The organism is Microbulbifer maximicatervae (SeqCode) (assembly GCF_052467305.1).
Genome location: NZ_CP174306.1, coordinates 3,862,464 through 3,880,519, shown reverse-complemented (window position 1 = coordinate 3,880,519; position 18,056 = coordinate 3,862,464). Strand labels below are relative to the sequence as shown.

Genomic DNA, 18,056 nt, shown 5'->3' with positions numbered 1-18,056 from the left:
TTAGTGGTCGTCAGGCTGACTAGTAGTGTGTCAGGTTGGTGCTGAACAGTAGGCCGTCAAGCTTCTCAGCCTCAACCACGTCTTTGAATGCGTCGGTGCAGTAGATAGTTATATAGGATTCCTTACTCCTGAATACCGGAACATTCTTCAGCTTGTCTTTATCGAACTCAATACCTGATAACAGGTTCCCATTCTTGCTGACTGAGCCGGGCACTACTGCGCTGAGGTCTTCAGCAATTGTTAGGGGGTTGAACAGGTAAAACTTGGCTTTCTGATGGGTGCAAGGGAGGAACTCGCCAAACGGGCCGAGAACGCCCTCTAAGGACTGGTAAGCCGATTCATGCAGCACAAGGTAGTTCCGCCACTTTGACAGTGTAGGAATAGCAGGAACGGCATCATCAATGCTGAATTGAATCTCCAGGGGCACCCAGTCGTCAGCGTATTTGATGGGTCTGGTATCGATTACAAAATCATCATCCCCGCGCTTATCTTCGACCTCATCGATATCGAAGTTTGGACTCATGTAATCACTGTAATTCGGAGATAGTCGGTAAAATTCCACATTAGACTCCGGCTTGTTCGCGAGCTTCATCGGCAGGCAACATAACATAGTGGGGAAAACTGGAGAATTTCAGGTCGTACTCAATTGCCTTGAGAACCTTTTCAACCTCAGTTTCATTCAAGTCCTGAATATCTAGTGCAGCGAATTCTAGTTCCAGCCATGTGTAATAACCCACTCTATGAATACGGGAGTGGGGGACTGCGGAGGGCATTTTGGGGTGAGGAGTATCGGCAGTGCTTCTGGGTAGTCATGTCCCATTTCTTATGTCATCTATCCTAATTTTCACTCTGGCCAGGATGGCTCTTAGTGGTGTAGCCATTGAGTGGGCCCCTGAGACGATGGCATGTGCATCGCAGTTCCCACCGGGGTGAGGCTTCCCATTCTTATCCATAAATTGCCCAAGCCGGGTAGAGTCATGTTCCTCGCCTCTAAGTTTTTTCCTCGTCATAGGGACCGACTCTTGGCGGTACTTGTCTAGTGTTGCCTCTACTTGGTCAACAACTTTCAGCGCCAGGTAGTCGGATTTAGAAAGATTTTTCTTTGATATAAACCTGTCGATAGCCACCTCGCGGCGGTCTTTCAGGTAGAACGGCTTCGGCTGCTCGTAGTGTCCCACTGCCTTTTCCTCTTGGGTAGCGTTTGGGGAAGGAGTGCAAAACCTTGTAGATGGAATATAGAACCTCTCGGGAAGAGCGTGCCTACTTGGAGCTTCGTTTTTTTAGACTTTGTTCTGTGCGATTTTTTTTGAATAGAATTATTTATTTGTCTGTCGTTTAAAGCTGCTTTATCGACCTACAGAAAACCTTTATTTTCGCCAAAGCGTAGGCATTTTGGTCTACGTATCCCTAGAAACATTGCATATCCGCTCTCAGCAGCTCTCACGCGCGTACTGGTCGCAAAACTGCGTTGGGGCTTAGTGATTAGGTGCCTGCCGATAAGTAGACCGAGGATGGGAGGTAGATATTTCTAGGATATTTATTTTTTCAGACCTAAAAAGGACTGAGACTCCGAGCTGGTACGGTGCCTCATGAATTTTTAGGGGGGTAACCTGTACATTAGTGCCACATATAGCGGTATCCCCCGCCGACTCACATATATCCACCAATTTCGCCAAAAGAGGGGTATTTGCTGGCCTGCTCACCTCACAAATACCTTCAATGGCTTTCCCGTGCGCACTGATCGCAAAAATCCTAAGGACTTGAGAGCCCTGCACGCAAAAGCTTGTAGCCACTAAGGGGAGCTCATCACTCTGGTTTTAATCGCTCAGAGTCTCCTGGTAAGTTTGATTGTTTCTTGATTTATCCTTGTTAGAATTAATCCAGGCGCCACATGTTTAATTGGTGGTTACATTGCTATTGAAAGAATTACATATCGTTTGGAATGGAAAAGCTCTCAGAGGAACTGAATGATTCGGAATATAGATGACTCAAAAAAAAACGTACCGTTACCTGTCATTGCAGGTATCATTTTAAGCATTCTGTTGTTTCTTATACTTAATTCAATTGAGCTTGAATTGCCTGAAAGTGAACGGGGAATGAAAAAAATTGATGGGGTAATTGCTAAATGCGATTTCAACTTCAATAGAAAGAGCTCAGGTGTTCACCTTGATGTTTACTTTCATAAAGCTAAAAATAAAAGGCTTCAAATGAGTATTTCCAAGTTTACTTATTCAAGGGAAAGTTTGAATGCTTTAGATAGCATATGTCAAAAGGGTGAGTATGCATATGCTGATTATGTTGCAAAAAGAATGGTTTATGACCCTAATAATATTCGTTATGTGATACATACTTTTAGAGTAGGGGATTTAACATTTGTCAAATACTAGGGCTTAGACATTTTGGTGTTAGTGGGGGGAGCTTGGTTATACTCCCTAGAATTCTGATGGAAAGGCAGGGCAGTCGGACTGAGCAAATTTTGAAGGGTGAGCAATGCTTTTGCATCCACCTATTTTTTTAGTCCTAAAAAAGGGCTGAGATTTCACGCCGCAGCTAGCGGGAGACCTTAGTTATTCTCAGAGGGCACTCTGCACGACAGTGCAATGTATAAAGCTGACTCCCGGTCGGCCCACTGGAAACCTTCATTCTCGCCAAAGCGTAGGTATTTTGGACTACGTATCTCGAGATGCCCTGCTTGTCTATTTTCATTAGCTCTCCCGCGCGTATTGGTCGCAATACCCCATCGAGGCATTGGAATGAGAGGCTACCAAGGACAAAGCCCAGTAAGACATGAAGAAGCTGTCTATGATGGGAATCCTTGTGGGAAAATAGTATTACAAGAAATTCAGCATCAAGGATGTAGAGATAATGAGTAAAGCACCGAGTGAAGTGGAAAAACAAGGCTCCTGGGTAGAGGATTGGCGGGGCGTCCTATTGTTAATAGCAGTACCTGTAATTTTAGTTCTCATTGTGGGTGGGGTGTATATAGATAGGTTCGATGGAGGGTTTTCCGGTAACAATGGTGACTGGGGAACATTTGGAGACTACATGGGAGGTCTTCTCAACCCCTTATTTGCATATGTTGGGCTTATAGTTCTTCTATCAACAATTCGCTTACAAATTAAAGAGCTAAGAAATTCTACTGAAGAACTCGGGCATACAAGGGCGGAGTTGAGTAACTCTGCGAAGTCTCTTAAAGAGCAAAGTGAATCTCTAAAAAAACAAAATTTCGAAAATACCTTTTTTCAGCTAATCAAGCTGCACAATGACATCGTCAATGATATTGATCCTACCCACCAAAGACGGACACTCTCTTAAGCGATAAACTACGCAGCAGAGGTGCCCTATGACACGATCAAGTAAATCAACCAAAACCACTCGTAAAAAATACTCAGAGGAATATAGAAAAGATGCCCTAGCACTGGCGGTCAAGGTAGGGGTAAGCGTTGCCGCTAAACAGCTTGGGTTACATCCTTCCCAGATTTACGGATGGCGAAGCAAGGCTAAGTTACATCAGAGCCGAGGGGATGCCGAGAGAGAGCTGGCCACAGAGAATGCTCGCCTTAAGCGGCAGCTGGCTGAGCAGGCAGAGGAGCTGGCGATCTTAAAAAAGGCCGCAGCGTACTTTGCAAAGAGCCTGAAATGAGGTACGCCTTCATGCTAAAGCACAGGCATAAGTTCAGCATCAAAGCGATGGCTAAGGTATTGAGCGTATCTCGCAGTGGGTTTTACGATTGGGTGTCAAGATCGGCCGATCAATCCAAGCGCCAGCAGTACCAAATGGAGCTTGATGGTTTGGTACAGCAGCGCTTTATAGCCAGTAAAGAACGTAGTGGCGCCCCTCGCCTGACGAGGGAATTGGCCAGTGAGGGGAGTAAATATAATCAAAAAACAGTTGCTGCCAGCATGCGTCGACAGGGCCTACGGGCTAAAGCCGCCAAGAGATATAAAGCCACAACCTACTCAAAACATGGTCTGTCAGTGGCCCCAAATCTGCTCGAGCAGAACTTCAATACTGAAGCGCCGAATCAGAAATGGGTCGGGGATATTACCTACCTACGAACAGAAGAGGGTTGGTTATATCTGGCTGTAGTGATAGACCTATATAGTCGGCTGGTTATTGGTTGGGCGATGTCAGAAACGATGACAGCTACATTGGTCTGTGACGCCCTTCAAATGGCTTTATGGCGACGTAAGAAACCTACAAATGTTATCGTGCATACTGACAGGGGAAGCCAATATTGCTCTACAGATTATCAATCTTTAATTACAGCTTATGATCTGCGGTGCAGCATGAGCGCCAAAGGTAACTGCTATGATAACGCCTGCGCAGAAACGTTCTTCCACTCACTTAAGGTAGAAGTAATCCATGGTAACCGCTTTCCTACAAGGTGCCTCATGCGGGAAACCGTATTTGAGTATATAGAAATAGACTACAATCGAAATCGCTTACACAGCGCCAATGGCTATCTCAGCCCTGAGGCGTTTGAGGAACAACTAGTCGCTTAGTGGTGTGTCCGTTGTTGGTGGGTAGGATCAGTATTGCTGATTGAAAGGGGGCGGGCATCACTCAGGCGCTCACCATCTGGCGCTTCACCGGTGAAAACTAAACCGGCAAGCTTTCCCATGTAGTCGTGAAAGGCACTTAGGCGCCGAGGCACAGGTAAACCCGTTGACACCCAAAACCCATAGAACTTGAAGCGAGTTGTTATCCGGAATTGCCCAGAGGGCAGGGGTGAACCTTTCTTGCCGTGCTTAGTGGTTCTGTTGCGCCGTGTCTCGGCGTTGAATACGGAATAGCGCTCACTACCATCAACCAGGCTGCGGAACTGGAGGGATACACCACCGCGCTTGCTGGGGCCATAGTTCCCCACTGAATAGCCGACATACTCCAGCGGCTCCACACTAGCTAAACGTGATGCTTCGGTGATAAGGGGCCGCTCATGTTCGGAAAGCCACTCAGCAGGCACAGGGTGGCCACTGGCAGGGGTTAAGGTAAGGCGGCCACTATCGACCGCTATACCGTCACCACGCGCTAGAAGTCGCTGTAAAAGCTCTCTAGCTGGCTCGCCCATTAGTCCTCCAGTAGATTTAAGGACTCAACAAGTTGGCGCTCGCTGTCTGGTAACCAGTAAACGCCATGGCTTCCTGCTATACCGTCTCGGTCAATATGCCCCTCCATACGGCATTTGACGGCTATTCCCCGCTTTCTAAGTTGCGATACGATTTCGGGGCTATTGCTTGCCCCCGTGACTTTATCCAACTCCTCACGGCAACATGACCGCTTAACAAGAGTTTTAAGAGCTCGTCTCTGCCTAGCTGTAAGGCGGCGATGTTTTCCCGGTGGTAAAAGTGCCAGCTGTTGCTCGTTCGCACCCACTACCTTGATACCAGGATGGATGCCTTCAGCTGCTTCAAATAGTGATTCACTGGTATTATTTAATGGCTTAGTTACTTGGTCGGGGCCGCTCTGTTCTGGGGTGGTTCTGATTGTTTCCATAGCTCCTCCCGTTAGCCCTGAGCTTCTCTAATAAATTTTTGGCGAAGGTCCAGCAAATACTCTCCTTCCCATACGGTTGTTTTTGGCCCTAGCTTAATGCCAGGTTTGACACGTCCATCTGAAACCCACTTCCACCACGTCGAAAGCCCAACGCTATATAAATTCGCGCAGTCCTTTGCTCGATAAAGAGCGTCTCGGTTAATGGTGCTTGTGTACTCGGCAGTTCCAACCATGAGATTTCCTCTCTTTAAAAACGCAAAAACCCGCACTAGGCGGGTTCGATTAAAAAATCAGATGTGAAAATAATGGTACCGCTGTGTGACTTCTCTTTAAGTGGTGAGTGTGGTCCTCCTTTGAACTCAAATTTCAGGCATAAAAAAACCCGCTCTAGGCGGGTTTAGTGGTTTAAGTTGTTAATTTTTAAAGCTGAAGACACCAGGCTATGGGTGCGAAATTTACTTATGACATTCTATTTTTCGGGCACAAAAAAACCCGCAATCGGCGGGCTTTGGGAGATTGGGCAGTAAATTTGCGTACTTTCCTCAGCATGGGATTTTTATACAGTTCTGGCACAGGGAAAGTCAAGGGTTTGTGGGCTTTGTTAGATTGATAGAGACTGTAAGAGTGTCCAGTGAGGGTTTTACAGAAATCGGCAACTAGCTCTCAGGAGCCAGGAAAACCACATAAGTATTTGATTTTCTAGATATTGCTGTTGGTGATTAGGCGCTTGAATTACTCAATCTAAAATTAGCGGTTATTACATTATTAGCCTCGGCTTGAGCTTTTAAGTTGTCCAAATAATCTGCCCACGTCTGCATCATTGCAGCTCGCTGCTCTAGGTGTTTTGTACGGTTGTAAGCTCGTCCCAGCGTATCTTTCACTTCATGGGCCAGCTGGTGCTCTATGTATTCCACACGGAAGCCCAGGACCTCATCCAGCAGAGTGCGGGCCATAGCGCGGAAGCCGTGGGCAGTCATGGTTTCGTTGTCATAGCCCAGCGACCTGAGCGCAGTCCTTACGCCGTTGTCAGACAGTGGACGGCTCTGGCCTCGAGCTGATGGAAAAACATATTTGCCACGGCCTGTTAGCGGCTCTAGCTCCTGCAGTAGTGCCAGCGACTGTTCTGCTAGCGGGATAATGTGCGGCTGGCCCATTTTCATTTTTTCGTTGGGCAGCTCTATTTGCTTGGCCTCCCAATTAATTTCGGCCCACTCCAGTTTGCGCAACTCTCCAGGGCGGCAGAATAGGAGCGGCGACAGCTTCAGGGCCGCTCTTACTACTGGAGTGCCTTGGTATTCGTTTATGGCAGTTAGCAGGCGCCCAACTTCAGCAGGGTCGGTAATAGCTGCCAGATGTTTCTTCTTGGTGGGGGTGAGTGCGCCGGTCAGGTCTGTGGTGGGGTCGCGGTCAGCTCTCCCGGTGGCCACGGCAAAACGGAAAACTTGGCTAGCTACTCGCTTTACTCGGTGGGCAGTCTCCAGGGTGCCCCGGCTCTCAATACGGCGCAGGCACCGCAGCACTTCCGGCGGGCTTATCTCGGATATAGGACGCTTACCCAAATAGGGCTTTAGGTCACGCTCTAAAGCGAGGGTGGCGCGGTCCTTTGATGAGCTGGATAGGTGCGCCATCTTGGCGGCAAACCACTCATCACTAACGGCGGCGAAGCTGTTGCGATTGGCCTCCAGGGTGGATTCTTTGCGGGCGCGTTTTATATCGCGAGGGTCGACACCTTCGGCAACATGCTGGCGGGCTTCATCACGGAGTTCGCGGGCGCGCTTCAGGCTTACATCTGGGTAGAGCCCAATTGCCATTTCTGGGCGTTTGCCATGCAGGCGGAAACGGAATACCCAGCGCTTGGCTCCGGTCGGGGTCACTTCGATTGCCAACCCTTTCTCATCGGACTCGATGTACTTCTTGTCGCGTGGCTTGAGGGCGCGGACCTTGGTGTCAGATAAAGCCATTTTACTATTCCCTCGTCCATTTTGGGTTCTGACAGTTGCAACTTTGAAGAGAGTTAAGTGCCGACTACTTCCAAATTATTTTCAGGCATATTCTTCTTTCGAGCTTTAACTCCCTCCTTGAGCTTGCCCCTAAATATTTCATTCCTGTGATATTCGAGGTAGATGGACTGGCTGGGATTGAAAGAGCCTACATTTTTAAGCGGGTTTACTCCCCAGGCTTTGAGTTGGCTTCGGATTGTGTCATCCGAATACAGTAGTGTTCCCTCACTTGAAAAGGTAATAAACCCAGTATCGAATAGCTTATCAATGTGTGGAGCAAGCAAAAGCCCATTATTGCCGTCTAGCTTTTCCTTGTCGTTGCTAATTACCCATGGCTTTATGTGGCTAGCTATTAAAAAGCGAGGGTCTTTTGTATTTGACAGTCGGCATGATTTTTCTACAAGCTTTAAATTTTCTTTGAATTTTCCTTGCCCTCTTCGTGCTTTTATTAATGTTTTGCTTTCTAAATTGCAAGGGCCGTGCCTGTTTAGAATTGTGGCTTGCACAATATTCGCAAGTTCTCTTTGTGTTGTATCTGAGTTTTTAGACGGTGCATAACATAGCTGACAAAGAATCTGAGCGAGCTCTGAGGAAATTTCTGTTAGGTAGCAATTCTGTAGGCCGTTCCCGTTACTGCGTAGCGGCGAGTGCTTCTTTGGTAGATGCGGTGCTATTCTGCCGATGTGCTCTTTCGGCTTTAAGGGGGTATCAATTTTTAGCCAGTTTATAGGAACGTACCAGCCAGAGCTCGACCAAGTGCTCCCTTTTTTGTCGAGTGAAGGAGGTCGAGATTTCTCCTCACATCCATCGACCACCAGACCTATATAGCCAATTTTCATATTGGCATATGAAAAGACTACGTCCTCAGGTGATGTGCGTGTGAGGTTTTCATATGTTTCTTGGTGTCGGCCATCTTTTGACTTTTTGGGCGACCAGATGAAACCACCCTCAATCTCTTCAGAGTGCATAAGCTTGTGATTTACCCACCAAAACCTCATACAACCCTCCCTAGTAAAGCCTGATGCTTGGTCGGTGTCATGACTTTGCTGTATGCACCTTCGGCAATTGGACGGGTTGGCGTGTGGCTGAGGGCTCACCCCGTCCAATAACCCGTCCGCTTGAGGCTGGATTTGGACGGGTCAGCTTAGATTAACTGGGATAGTCCAAATAAGCAAAAACCCCGGAAACACTAGGTTTGCGGGGCTTTCGTGGGCTGTCTGAGACAGCAATTTGGTGGAGATGGCGGGAGTCGAACCCGCGTCCGTCAGCACTCTGCCAGAGGCTCTACATGCTTAGCTCCGTCTATTGATTTAACCCATTACAGCCCGGCGGTCAGGACGTATAGGGCGATCCCGAAATTTGTTTAACCGCTTACCCACGGGTATGGCTTGCGGCGATCCAGTTCTGTATAACAGTCTACAGCGCGATACTGGAACCTTGCTGAAGACTGCTAAGGGGCGAACCCTTAGTTAGTGCTTCACAAGCTGCTTACGCAGCGAGTTGGGCACCGTAGTTGTCGTCGTTGGCAACTAATAAAATACAGCTTTGGATTTACGAGATTCGCTGCCATCTCGGCATGCACCCAAGGTTTCGTAACCGGCGTCGAATCCAAGTCATCCCCGATAAGAAACACTCATGTGTGTCACCTAAGTATACCTCAAAATTCACGTTAGCAATAAATTTTATGTAATTGGCATTTGAGCGATCAGAGTCGCTTTAGTCAGGCGCTTTGAGGGAGGGCTTAGGTGGGAAGGGAGTTCCCGGCGGTGAGGTACCGCCGGGGGGGAGATCAGCTTAGCGAATGGACTGCACGAAAGCGGTCAGGATTAGCAGTGGGCAGACGATGCGCACGTACCAGGGCCAGATCTTCCAGAACAGGGTGTGTTCAATATCTTCATGGCCTTTCTTGAGCTCACTCAGCAGCTGGTCGCGGCGCCAGATCCAGCCGGCAAAGATACAAAGTGCAATACCGAGCAGGGGCTGGCCGTATTCAGTACTGATACTGACTGCCAGTCCGAAGAGGGCGTCGAAGTTGTAGATGATGCCGCAGCTCACGCCGAAGATGATCAGGCCAACGATCGGGGTGGCGATGCGGCGGGGGATATTCAGGTTCTCGATAGAGAATGCCACCGGCACTTCCAGCATGGAAATGGAGGAAGTGAGGGAGGCGATAACCATCAGCGCGAAGAAGGCGATGGCGACGAATATCCCGGCTTCACCCATGGTGTCGAACAGCGCGGGCAGCACTTGCAGAATCAGGCTCGGGCCGGCGATCAGGGAACCGTCGGCAGAGAAGATCTGGGTACCGGCTTCCTGGGCTACGTACATGGCGGGCAGGATTAGCAAGCCCGCTGTGAAGGCGATGCCCACATCAATCAGGGTTACCAGGGCGCCGAGGCGCGGCAGGCTTTCCTGCTGGCTCAGGTAGGAGCCGTAAATCAGCATGGTGCCTACACCCAGGGATAGGGAGAAAAAGGCCTGGCCCATGGCGGAGATCAGCAGATCCGGGGTGAAGTGGTCGAAGTTGGGCATCAGGTACACTTCCAGGCCGGTCAGGGCGCCGGGCTGGGTGAGTACGTAGCAGATCAACAGCAATAACAGGATGATCAGCGATGGCATCAACAGGGTGGACCAGCGCTCGATCCCTTTCTCAACACCACTGGCGATAATCAGCATGGTAAGACCACTAAAGATAGCGGTCATGATCATATTGCGATCGGTGCTGTTGCCGGCCAACCACTGGGCTGCTTCTTGGGCGCCGAACAGGCCGGCGAAAGGTTCGGCCAGGTGCGCCACCATCCAGCCCGCCACAATGGCGTAGAAGCTCAGGATAAGTGAGGCCACCAGGATACCGCCGAAACCGGTCAGGCCTCCGAAAAAGCGGCTGATGGGCCCGTTGGAAATGGAGCGCAGCGCCTGCACCATATTGCGGCGCGCGTGGCGGCCGATGGTGAGTTCGGCCATCAGGGCCGGATAGGCGAGCGCAAAGGCTAGAAATAAGTAGGCGACTACAAAGGCGGCGCCGCCGTTGCTGGCAGCCTTGGTTGGAAAGCCCCAAATATTGCCGAGACCAACGGCGGAACCCGCCGCGGCCATCAAAAAGCCAATATTCGAGCTGAACTGTCCTCGCGGTGCACTCATGGTAAATCCCGTAATTATTCTTCTAATAGTTCACTGTGCACTATTTGTGCGCCGAGCGCATTAGGCGCTGCTTTTCGCGGTTCCAATCGCGCTTCTTCTCAGTCTCGCGTTTGTCATGGCTCGCCTTACCTTTGGCAAGGCAGACTTCGCACTTCACCAGATGCCCTTTCCAGTACATGGCTGTGGCAACCACGGTGTGACCCTTCTGCTCAACAGCGGCGATCAGCTTGGAAAGCTCGCGCTTGGTTAGCAGCAGGCGACGGGTGCGGTCGGGCTCGGTGACAAAGTGGGTGGAGGCACTGGGTAGCGGCTGGATGTTGGCACCCAGCAGCCAGGCTTCACCGTTTTTGAAAATGACATAGCTGTCGGTCAGCTGGGCTTTGCCCTCCCGACAGCTTTTGACTTCCCAGCCTTTCATCTCAACGCCCGCCTCAAACTTTTCTTCAATGAAATAGTCGTGGCGGGCCTTCTTGTTGAGGGCGATGGTATTGGATGTTTGTGCTTTCTTTTTCTTGGCCATGAAAACTACGAGTGACTATATAAAACTGTGTCCAAAAAACTTCAGGGCCACGGTATTGATAAAGATAAGCAGCAGTATCAATGGGATAAAAGTGCCCAGGGAGAAGTTAACGTATTTTTGCGAAAACGAGCCTGCAAAGTTGCTGTCACCTTCTTGCAGCTCTTTATCAAAATTGGATTTCTTCCATTTGTAGATCACGAACAGACATACCAGCAAGCCGTTTAAAGGCAGGATGGTGTCGTAGAAGATGATCTCCACCAAATCGAAGAACGACTTGTTTGCGCCGGCCAGTTGTACAAACTCTGTAAACCAAGTGGCCATACCGAATGATACGGCGCAAGCGATGGCCAGTACAAATTGAACTGCCGCAACGATGTAGATGGCCTTCTTACGCTCCATGTTGCGCTCGTCGCGCAGGGTGGCGATGGGCACCTCAATAATGGAAACCAGGGAAGTAATGGCGGCAACCAGGACCAGGAAGAAGAAGATGGCCGCTACGGCGCTGGCACCCATGTAGCCGATTCCGTCTTGCAAAGCGAGGAAAATCTTCGGCAGGAACAGGAAGATCATACCGGCGGACGAGTCGCTCAGCTCTGTCGGATCAATCTGTGGGTTAAAGTGGAAAATACTCGGCAAAATCAGCAGGCCAGCAGTGAAGGCTACCAAAGTGTCAGTAATCGCTACGGCGCGGGAAGAGCCGGGAATGGAGTCCTTCTTCTTCATATAGGAGCCGTAGGTAATCATGATGCCCATTCCCAGAGACAGGGAGAAGAAGGCCTGGGCCATGGCTTTACTGATTACGTTGCCGTCAATTTTGCTGAAGTCGGGTACTAGGTAGTACTGCAAACCGAGGGCGGCGTTATCCAGGGTCAGTACAAAGAACACCAGTCCCAGTAACATTACAAACAGCATGGGCATCAGGGTTTTTGCGGCCCGCTCGATACCGTCTTTAACGCCCATAGCGAGAATGGCATTGATGATCAGCATCAGGACAACCAGGTAAATAAATACCGTGGGTGTATTGATAAAGTGGATAAAGAAATCCGGGGTGGCGAGCTTATCCAGATTGCCGGAGAAGATCTCTACCAGGTACCCCATTACCCATACGGTGACCACCAGATAAAAAACCGCGATCATAAATGGCGTGATCAGGGCCAGCCAGCCGGGAATACTCCACAGCGTGGAGCCCTTGGATATCTGCCGATAGGCCCCGACGGGGTCTTTATCTGAACGGCGTCCCATAGCGAGTTCGGCCATCATCACCGGCAGGCAGATCAGAAATACGAAGAGAGCGTAGACCAGTAAGAAGGCGCCGCCCCCGCTCTTGGTGGCTGCTACAGGAAATGCGACCAGGTTGCCAATACCGACGGCGGAACCTGCTGCGGCCAGGATAAAGCCCAGCCTTGACCCAAAATGCTCTCTCACTGCGGTCATAAGTACTCTCGCTATTATTTTTTGAATGCTTGTAGTTTTTGTTACTGCGGCTGGGGCTAAGTGTGGCCCACCGGTAAAAAATGCGATTGTTGCAGGAATTGTCTTGCTTGAGTAGCGCCGACTGGCAAAATTAGCCGTTCAACGGTAATCCCAGGCAATTTTGCCTGATGGACTGGGTTAGACAGTAGGAATGACTGAAATAGAACGCAGTGCGCTGGTGATGTACAGCGCGGAACAAATGTTTGATCTGGTCAACGATGTGGCCAGTTACCCACAATTTTTACCCGGCTGTCGCGCTGCGGAGATTATCCACAGCGATGACACGACTTTAGAGGCGCGCCTGGATTTGTCGCGCGCGGGTATAAAGCAGAGCTTTGTGACTCGAAATCAGTTGGTGCGTCCCAAGTCGATGACACTCAAGCTGGCGGATGGTCCCTTCGAGCAGTTCGAGGGACTGTGGGAATTTACTCCACTGGCTGAAAATGCCTGTAAAGTGAGTTTTACCCTTTCGTTTTCGATGAAAAATCGATTGATCGCGGCGGCTGCGGGAAAAATTTTCAGTGACCTGGCCAACCAGATGGTCGCGGTTATGTGTGAGCGCGCGGAAGAAGTTTACGGGAAACCCCAATGACAGAAGAGAAAACAATCTCGGTGGAGGTGGTGTACGCGCTGCCCCACGAACAGCGATTAATGCGTTTGTTGGTATCTGAGGGTACTACTGCGCGGGAGGCGCTAATTCGCTCGGGAATTCCCAAGGAGTATCCTGAAGTCGATCCGGATACGGCAAAGATGGGTATTTTTGCCCAGGTGCTGGGGAGTAAGGGGCTGCCGCCGGCGGAAAGTTATGTCCTGCAACCCGGGGACCGGGTTGAGGTATATCGCCCCTTGATCGCCGATCCCAAAGAGGCGCGCAAGCAGCGCGCCGAGAAAGCCAAGCGTATGGCTGAGAAGAAGAAGGGCGCCGAGGGGACTTCCGCTTAGGGCCAGCCTGTGGGCTGCCAGTCGCCGCTGGTGGCTACCAGGGAGTCTTCATCAAAGTAAACGCTAAAGGTCTTTTGGGTGATATTGCCTTTCTTGTCGCGAAGGCGATTGACGTAATCCCAGCGGTTGGGGTTGTAAGTATCTTCCAGCAGCGGAGTGCCCAGAACAAACTGTACCTGGCGTCGCGTCATCCCTGGCTTTAGCTGATCCACCATCTCCTGGGTAATGATATTGCCCTGCTGCACCTCAATACGGTGTACACCGGGGAATTTTACGAGTGTGCAAGCTCCCAGCAAGCTGCACAGGAAGGCGATAGTGAGAAATCTCAGACTAGGCGGCATTCATTGCTCCATTATTCGGTTTCAAACGGCAGCGCTCACGCTGATTTCTTACAAACAGTCAGTTTAGTCTCAAGTGGAGAAAAAAAGTTCCTCCACTTACCAGTTCTGCCCTAAGTGAGCAGTACGGGGTTTCTCTGACTCCGTAGGGCATGGGATAATACCTGAAGAGTTGGCTCGCTGACAGACGGGACTCCAGGGTCGGAATCCTTTATAAATGGCCGCTGTGGGTTTGGGCAACTTCGGATAACTTTTAAAATCCTGCCGGGAAATATTGATACATGTCGAACGAAAACCAGGAATTGCGCAAGGCTGGCCTCAAGGTCACTCTGCCGCGGGTGAAGATTCTGCAATTGCTCGAAAGCACTAGTGAGCAGCATTTGAGTGCTGAGGATGTCTATAAGCTGTTGCTGGAGGCGGGAGAGGATGTCGGCCTAGCTACTGTGTACCGGGTATTGACCCAGTTTGAGAGCGCGGGCCTGGTTGTGCGCCACAACTTCGATGGCGGCCACTCTGTATTTGAGTTGGATCGAGGCGATCACCACGACCATATGGTCTGCACCGATACCGGTAAGGTTATCGAGTTCCACAATGAAGAGATTGAGGAGCTACAGCGCCAGATCGCTGAAGAGCACGGCTATGAGCTGACTGGCCACAGCCTGGTTCTGTATGTGACAGAAAAAGAGAAGTGATTCTTCCGGGTGCGGTATTCACCGCACCCTTCAAATGCTTACGCTGAGTGTTACGACTGGCAGGGTGGGGTGTAAAGCTCTGGGAACTTGCCAATTTTATCAGCGTAAAATTCCTTGAGCTTCAACAGCTCGGCTTCCAGGTTTTCACTGAATTGCGCTATCGGGCCTATGCCCACTTCTTTTTTGGGGAAGCTGATATAGCCCAGCACTACCGGCACCCTGGCGTTGCGGGCGATATGGTAAAAGCCGGTCTTCCAACGTTCCGCCAAACCGCGAGTGCCCTCGGGGGGAATAGCGATAACCAGTTCTTTGCGCAGTTTGAACTGCCTGGCGGTGGCATCCACCAGGTTGTTGGCTTTGCTGCGGTCTACGGCGATACCGCCGAACCAGCGCATGGGGCCACCCAGCGGGAAGGTAAATAGCTTGTCTTTGCCCATCCACTGCGGGGTCATCTTCAGTTTGAGTGCGGCGAGAATAAAGTAATAGCCATCCCAGTTAGTGGTATGGGGGGCGCCGATCAATACGTACTGCTTTAGTTTGAGAGACTGCTCGTCAGCTTTGACACGCCAGCCGTGCAACTTCAGTAGCACCCGTGCAACCAAGCGGAGGATTGGGGTGACAATAGGGGTGTTGAAAATCGTTCTCTGCATAACCTCGGCCGGGACTACTCATACATCGAAAAATAAGCCGCCAAGTATATGGTGACTTTAGCCGCCGCTCCCAGTCATATTTGTGCGTTTGTCCTAAATCGGCACATATATCCGACGAAAGGGGTGGTATACCGGATTGTGTGGCGGTCATTTATTGATCTACGGTATAAGATTGCTTACCAAAATGCACCATTTTTGCCCTTTGGTGACATTTGGCGCTGGAATCGTATGAAGGAGGTGGGGCTGACTCCATAGCCAGCCCGAGAGAGGGGTTGGAGAGTTAATTTCTCTCCAGCATTTCCTCGGCATGAGCCAGGGATTGGGCGGTGGGGGCGCCGCCGAGCATGCGCGCCACTTCTTCGCGGCGCTCGCCGTTGGTGAGTTCGCGCAGTGCCACAAAAACACTTTCGCCATCGCTGTGCTTCTCCACCAGGTATTGGCGGTGGGCTCGCGCCGCTACCTGGGCCAAGTGGGTCACACAGATCACCTGGCCGCTGCGGCCATTGCGGGTTTCCCCCAGTTGACGCAGCAGGCGGCCCACCACATCACCGGTGGCACCGCCGATACCCACATCCACCTCGTCGAATACCAGGGTGGGGGTGCGGGAGGTTTGCGCAGTTACCACCTGGATTGCCAGACTGACCCGGGAGAGTTCACCGCCGGAGGCAATCTTGCCCAGGGGGCGAGGCGGTTGGCCCGGGTTGGTGGAAATTAATATCTCCGCTTCTTCAAGTCCCTGGCTATTGGGCGTATCCAGCTCTTGTAGTGATAGCTCTACTCGAGCGTGAGGCATGGCCAGGTCGGCCAGCTGGCCGTTCACGGCCTCCGCCAGCGAAGCTGCCGCTTTACTGCGCAGTTTGCTGAGCTTGCCGGCAACTTTTCTGTACTGCTTCTCCAGTTGTTCACAATCTGCGGCAAGGCGATCCAGGGCATCTGGGCTGCCGATATCGTCCAGCTCTGCCTGTAACTGTTGCTGCAGAGCCGGCAGCTCCTGCGGTTGGACTCGGTGTTTGCGCGCCGCCTGGTAGATGGCGCTGAGCCTGTCTTCAACCTCGGAGAGTCGCTCCGGGTCCATCTCGAAGCGATCGATATGTCGGGAGAGGGTGGCTGCGGCCTCATCTACCTGGATGCGCGCGCTGTCGAGCATCTGTGCCACTTCCACTAAGGCCGGAGCCTGTCCGGGCATGGAGGACAGCAGTTGCAGGGCGCGGTGCAGTTGTTCGGCGATATCGCCTTCACCGCCGGACAAGAAAGCGGCCAACTGGTAGCTGCCACTGAGGATTTCCCCGGCATTGGCCAGCTGTTGCTGTTCGCTCTCGAGGGACTCTATTTCCCCTTCGCTCAAGCCAAGTTGATCCAGCTCCTTAAGCTGGTATTCCAGCAAATGGCGGCGGGCTTCGGCTTCCTCGGCGCTGTCAGCCAGGGTGCGATAGCGGCGATAGTGATCCCGCCAGGTTTTGAAGCGGCTGCGGGTCTCTGCGGCGAGTTCCTGGGCCTGGGCGTATTCATCCAGCAGGCGCAGGTGTGTTTCTTTCTTCAGCAGGGATTGGTGTTCGTGCTGGCTGTGGATATCAATTAGCTGCTCGCCGAGGGCGCGTAGCTGCAATAGCGTGACCGGTTGGCCGTTGATATAGGCGCGGGAGCGGCCATCGGCGCCAATAGTGCGGCGCAGAATGACTTCCTGCCCGGCGTCCAGCTCCTGGGACTCGAGCCAGCTGGCGGCGCTGGGGTGCTCGGCGATATCAAATGTGGCGCTGATGTCGGCGCGATTGGCGCCGGTGCGCACAAGCTCAGCGCTGCCGCGACCGCCCAGCGCCAGGCCGAGGGCATCCAAGGTGATTGACTTACCCGCGCCGGTCTCGCCGGTCAGGGTGCTGGTACCGGGACCAAACTCCAACTCCAGTTGGTCCACCAGGGTGAATTGGCTGATAGACAGATGCAGCAGCATAGAGATCGCTTGTGTCCTTGCTAATCGGCGGGCGCCCGGCCCAATTAGTGGTTATTTATACAGTATTCGTTCCCGGTTAGCTATAGGGGCGGGGCCACATTACTCTGAGGATGTGCGCTAGCGCGAAAAACCACTTGAACTGTGCGGGGATGTCCCCATATAGGCTCCAGTGCCCGAGAGACGGGCTCAACTCACATTACTGACAGAGTCGACGCGACGGAGAAAGCAGTGGCCAGAGAGCGCAGCGAAGAAGATCAGATTAAAGAGGGGGCGGAGCACGCACCAGCTACAGACGAGGGCGTTTCAGCAGAGATTGAAGACCCTTCCTCTATAGAAAGCGAACTTGCCGAGGAAGCCCTGCGGGAAGAGGCCGAAGGTGCCGATGCCCTGCACGAGGAAATTATCAAGTTGCAGGAGCAGCTGGCAGCGCACAAGGATATGGCCCTGCGCGCCCAGGCGGAAGAGCAGAATGCCCGCCGCCGCGCGCAACAGGATATCGAGCGCGCGCGCAAATTTGCGGTAGAGAAGTTGCTGCAGGATTTGCTACCTGTAGTGGACAACCTCGAGCGTGCACTGGCGACGATCGATACGGCCGACGAAGCCAACAAGGCCTTGGTAGAAGGTATCGAGCTGACCCACAAATCTTTCGTTGAAACCCTGACGAAAAATGCTGTGGAAGTTGTCGATCCGGCCGGTGAGCCCTTCGACCCTGAGCTGCACCAGGCTATGACCCAGGTGCCCAACGGCGAGGTGGAGCCGAACACGGTTCTGGATGTGTTTCAAAAAGGTTATCGCCTCAATGGCCGCCTGGTTCGCCCGGCCATGGTGGTGGTCAGCAAAGCGCCGTAACGGCAG

General features: G+C 51.7%; 20 protein-coding genes and 1 other RNA gene. 7 read left to right on the top strand and 14 right to left on the bottom strand.

Annotated elements, in window-relative coordinates; translation table 11 throughout:
* Positions 1 to 19: 19 nt before the first annotated feature.
* From ACJJI4_RS16980 to ACJJI4_RS16970, 3 genes are read right to left on the bottom strand one after another with little or no spacing between them, the layout of a single operon-like run.
* Entirely contained in the window at positions 20 to 562 is a 543-nt protein-coding gene (locus ACJJI4_RS16980; RefSeq protein ID WP_444925876.1) for a hypothetical protein, read from the bottom strand.
* Between the two features lies 1 nt (position 563).
* Positions 564 to 773 carry a hypothetical protein gene (locus ACJJI4_RS16975; RefSeq protein ID WP_444925875.1) on the bottom strand — a complete coding sequence of 70 codons (210 nt, stop codon included), beginning with the start codon at positions 771 to 773 and terminating at the stop codon, positions 564 to 566.
* 36 nt (positions 774 to 809) lie between these two features.
* Complete coding sequence (locus ACJJI4_RS16970; RefSeq protein ID WP_444925874.1) at positions 810 to 1,178, bottom strand: hypothetical protein; 369 nt, start codon at positions 1,176 to 1,178, stop codon at positions 810 to 812.
* Positions 1,179 to 1,967: 789 nt separating this feature from the next.
* Here ACJJI4_RS16970 and ACJJI4_RS16965 point away from each other — a divergent pair.
* From ACJJI4_RS16965 to ACJJI4_RS16955, 3 genes are all read left to right on the top strand, one after another.
* Positions 1,968 to 2,387, top strand: a complete 420-nt coding sequence (locus tag ACJJI4_RS16965; protein WP_444925873.1) for a hypothetical protein — start codon at positions 1,968 to 1,970, stop codon at positions 2,385 to 2,387.
* Between the two features lie 478 nt (positions 2,388 to 2,865).
* On the top strand, positions 2,866 to 3,315 hold the full coding sequence (locus tag ACJJI4_RS16960; protein WP_444925872.1) for a hypothetical protein: 450 nt from the start codon (positions 2,866 to 2,868) through the stop codon (positions 3,313 to 3,315).
* A gap of 28 nt (positions 3,316 to 3,343) precedes the next feature.
* Positions 3,344 to 4,506, top strand: a protein-coding gene (locus tag ACJJI4_RS16955; RefSeq protein WP_444925871.1) for an IS3 family transposase whose coding sequence is annotated in 2 segments (ribosomal slippage) — positions 3,344 to 3,602 and positions 3,602 to 4,506 — 1,164 coding nt in all. Because the reading frame shifts where the segments join, the coding sequence is not laid out codon by codon here.
* On the opposite strand, the gene ACJJI4_RS16950 is transcribed toward ACJJI4_RS16955, so the two are convergent.
* The 8 genes from ACJJI4_RS16950 to ACJJI4_RS16915 all read right to left on the bottom strand — a co-directional run bounded on the left by ACJJI4_RS16950 (position 4,503) and on the right by ACJJI4_RS16915 (position 12,592).
* A complete protein-coding gene (locus ACJJI4_RS16950) occupies positions 4,503 to 5,072 on the bottom strand; it encodes a hypothetical protein (RefSeq protein WP_444925870.1) in 570 nt (189 codons plus the stop codon). The two genes, ACJJI4_RS16955 and ACJJI4_RS16950, sit on opposite strands and share 4 nt — an antisense overlap.
* On the bottom strand, positions 5,072 to 5,497 hold the full coding sequence (locus tag ACJJI4_RS16945) for a hypothetical protein (RefSeq protein WP_444925869.1): 426 nt from the start codon (positions 5,495 to 5,497) through the stop codon (positions 5,072 to 5,074). The genes ACJJI4_RS16950 and ACJJI4_RS16945 overlap by 1 nt, the downstream gene beginning before the upstream one ends.
* Positions 5,498 to 6,216: 719 nt before the next feature.
* Complete coding sequence (locus tag ACJJI4_RS16940) at positions 6,217 to 7,458, bottom strand: tyrosine-type recombinase/integrase (RefSeq protein ID WP_444925868.1); 1,242 nt, start codon at positions 7,456 to 7,458, stop codon at positions 6,217 to 6,219.
* 53 nt (positions 7,459 to 7,511) lie between these two features.
* The gene (locus ACJJI4_RS16935; RefSeq protein ID WP_444925867.1) at positions 7,512 to 8,495 is read right to left on the bottom strand and encodes an HNH endonuclease; all 984 of its coding nucleotides are present in this window, start codon (positions 8,493 to 8,495) and stop codon (positions 7,512 to 7,514) included.
* Between the two features lie 233 nt (positions 8,496 to 8,728).
* Positions 8,729 to 9,118, bottom strand: a transfer-messenger RNA (tmRNA) gene (ssrA, locus tag ACJJI4_RS16930).
* Positions 9,119 to 9,291: 173 nt separating this feature from the next.
* A complete protein-coding gene (locus ACJJI4_RS16925; RefSeq protein ID WP_444925866.1) occupies positions 9,292 to 10,638 on the bottom strand; it encodes a sodium-dependent transporter in 1,347 nt (448 codons plus the stop codon).
* 40 nt (positions 10,639 to 10,678) lie between these two features.
* Entirely contained in the window at positions 10,679 to 11,158 is a 480-nt protein-coding gene (smpB, locus tag ACJJI4_RS16920) for an SsrA-binding protein SmpB (protein WP_282931304.1), read from the bottom strand.
* Positions 11,159 to 11,173: 15 nt separating this feature from the next.
* Positions 11,174 to 12,592: a sodium-dependent transporter gene (locus ACJJI4_RS16915; protein WP_413663281.1), complete on the bottom strand. Its 1,419-nt coding sequence runs from the start codon at positions 12,590 to 12,592 to the stop codon at positions 11,174 to 11,176.
* Between the two features lie 190 nt (positions 12,593 to 12,782).
* Between ACJJI4_RS16915 and ACJJI4_RS16910 the strand changes: the two genes are divergently transcribed.
* Together ACJJI4_RS16910 and ACJJI4_RS16905 are read left to right on the top strand one after the other, a co-directional pair.
* Positions 12,783 to 13,223 carry a type II toxin-antitoxin system RatA family toxin gene (locus ACJJI4_RS16910; RefSeq protein ID WP_444925865.1) on the top strand — a complete coding sequence of 147 codons (441 nt, stop codon included), beginning with the start codon at positions 12,783 to 12,785 and terminating at the stop codon, positions 13,221 to 13,223.
* Positions 13,220 to 13,573: an RnfH family protein gene (locus ACJJI4_RS16905; RefSeq protein ID WP_413663279.1), complete on the top strand. Its 354-nt coding sequence runs from the start codon at positions 13,220 to 13,222 to the stop codon at positions 13,571 to 13,573. Before ACJJI4_RS16910 ends, ACJJI4_RS16905 begins: the two co-directional genes overlap by 4 nt.
* Here the strand turns inward: ACJJI4_RS16905 and ACJJI4_RS16900 are convergent.
* Positions 13,570 to 13,914, bottom strand: coding sequence for an outer membrane protein assembly factor BamE (locus ACJJI4_RS16900; protein WP_413663278.1), 345 nt, complete (start codon positions 13,912 to 13,914; stop codon positions 13,570 to 13,572). The genes ACJJI4_RS16905 and ACJJI4_RS16900 overlap by 4 nt on opposite strands.
* 278 nt (positions 13,915 to 14,192) lie before the next feature.
* Here ACJJI4_RS16900 and fur point away from each other — a divergent pair, with 278 nt between their 5' ends.
* Positions 14,193 to 14,603 (top strand): ferric iron uptake transcriptional regulator, encoded by a 411-nt coding sequence (gene fur / locus ACJJI4_RS16895; protein ID WP_282931309.1) that lies wholly within the window; start codon positions 14,193 to 14,195, stop codon positions 14,601 to 14,603.
* A gap of 50 nt (positions 14,604 to 14,653) precedes the next feature.
* Here fur and ACJJI4_RS16890 read toward each other — a convergent pair whose 3' ends face one another.
* On the bottom strand, positions 14,654 to 15,253 hold the full coding sequence (locus tag ACJJI4_RS16890) for a 1-acyl-sn-glycerol-3-phosphate acyltransferase (RefSeq protein WP_413663277.1): 600 nt from the start codon (positions 15,251 to 15,253) through the stop codon (positions 14,654 to 14,656).
* A 280-nt stretch (positions 15,254 to 15,533) separates the two neighbouring features.
* On the bottom strand, positions 15,534 to 17,201 hold the full coding sequence (gene recN, locus ACJJI4_RS16885) for a DNA repair protein RecN (protein WP_444925864.1): 1,668 nt from the start codon (positions 17,199 to 17,201) through the stop codon (positions 15,534 to 15,536).
* Between the two features lie 228 nt (positions 17,202 to 17,429).
* On the opposite strand from recN, the gene grpE reads away from it, so the two are divergent.
* Positions 17,430 to 18,050: a nucleotide exchange factor GrpE gene (gene grpE / locus ACJJI4_RS16880; RefSeq protein WP_282931312.1), complete on the top strand. Its 621-nt coding sequence runs from the start codon at positions 17,430 to 17,432 to the stop codon at positions 18,048 to 18,050.
* Positions 18,051 to 18,056 lie beyond the last annotated feature (6 nt).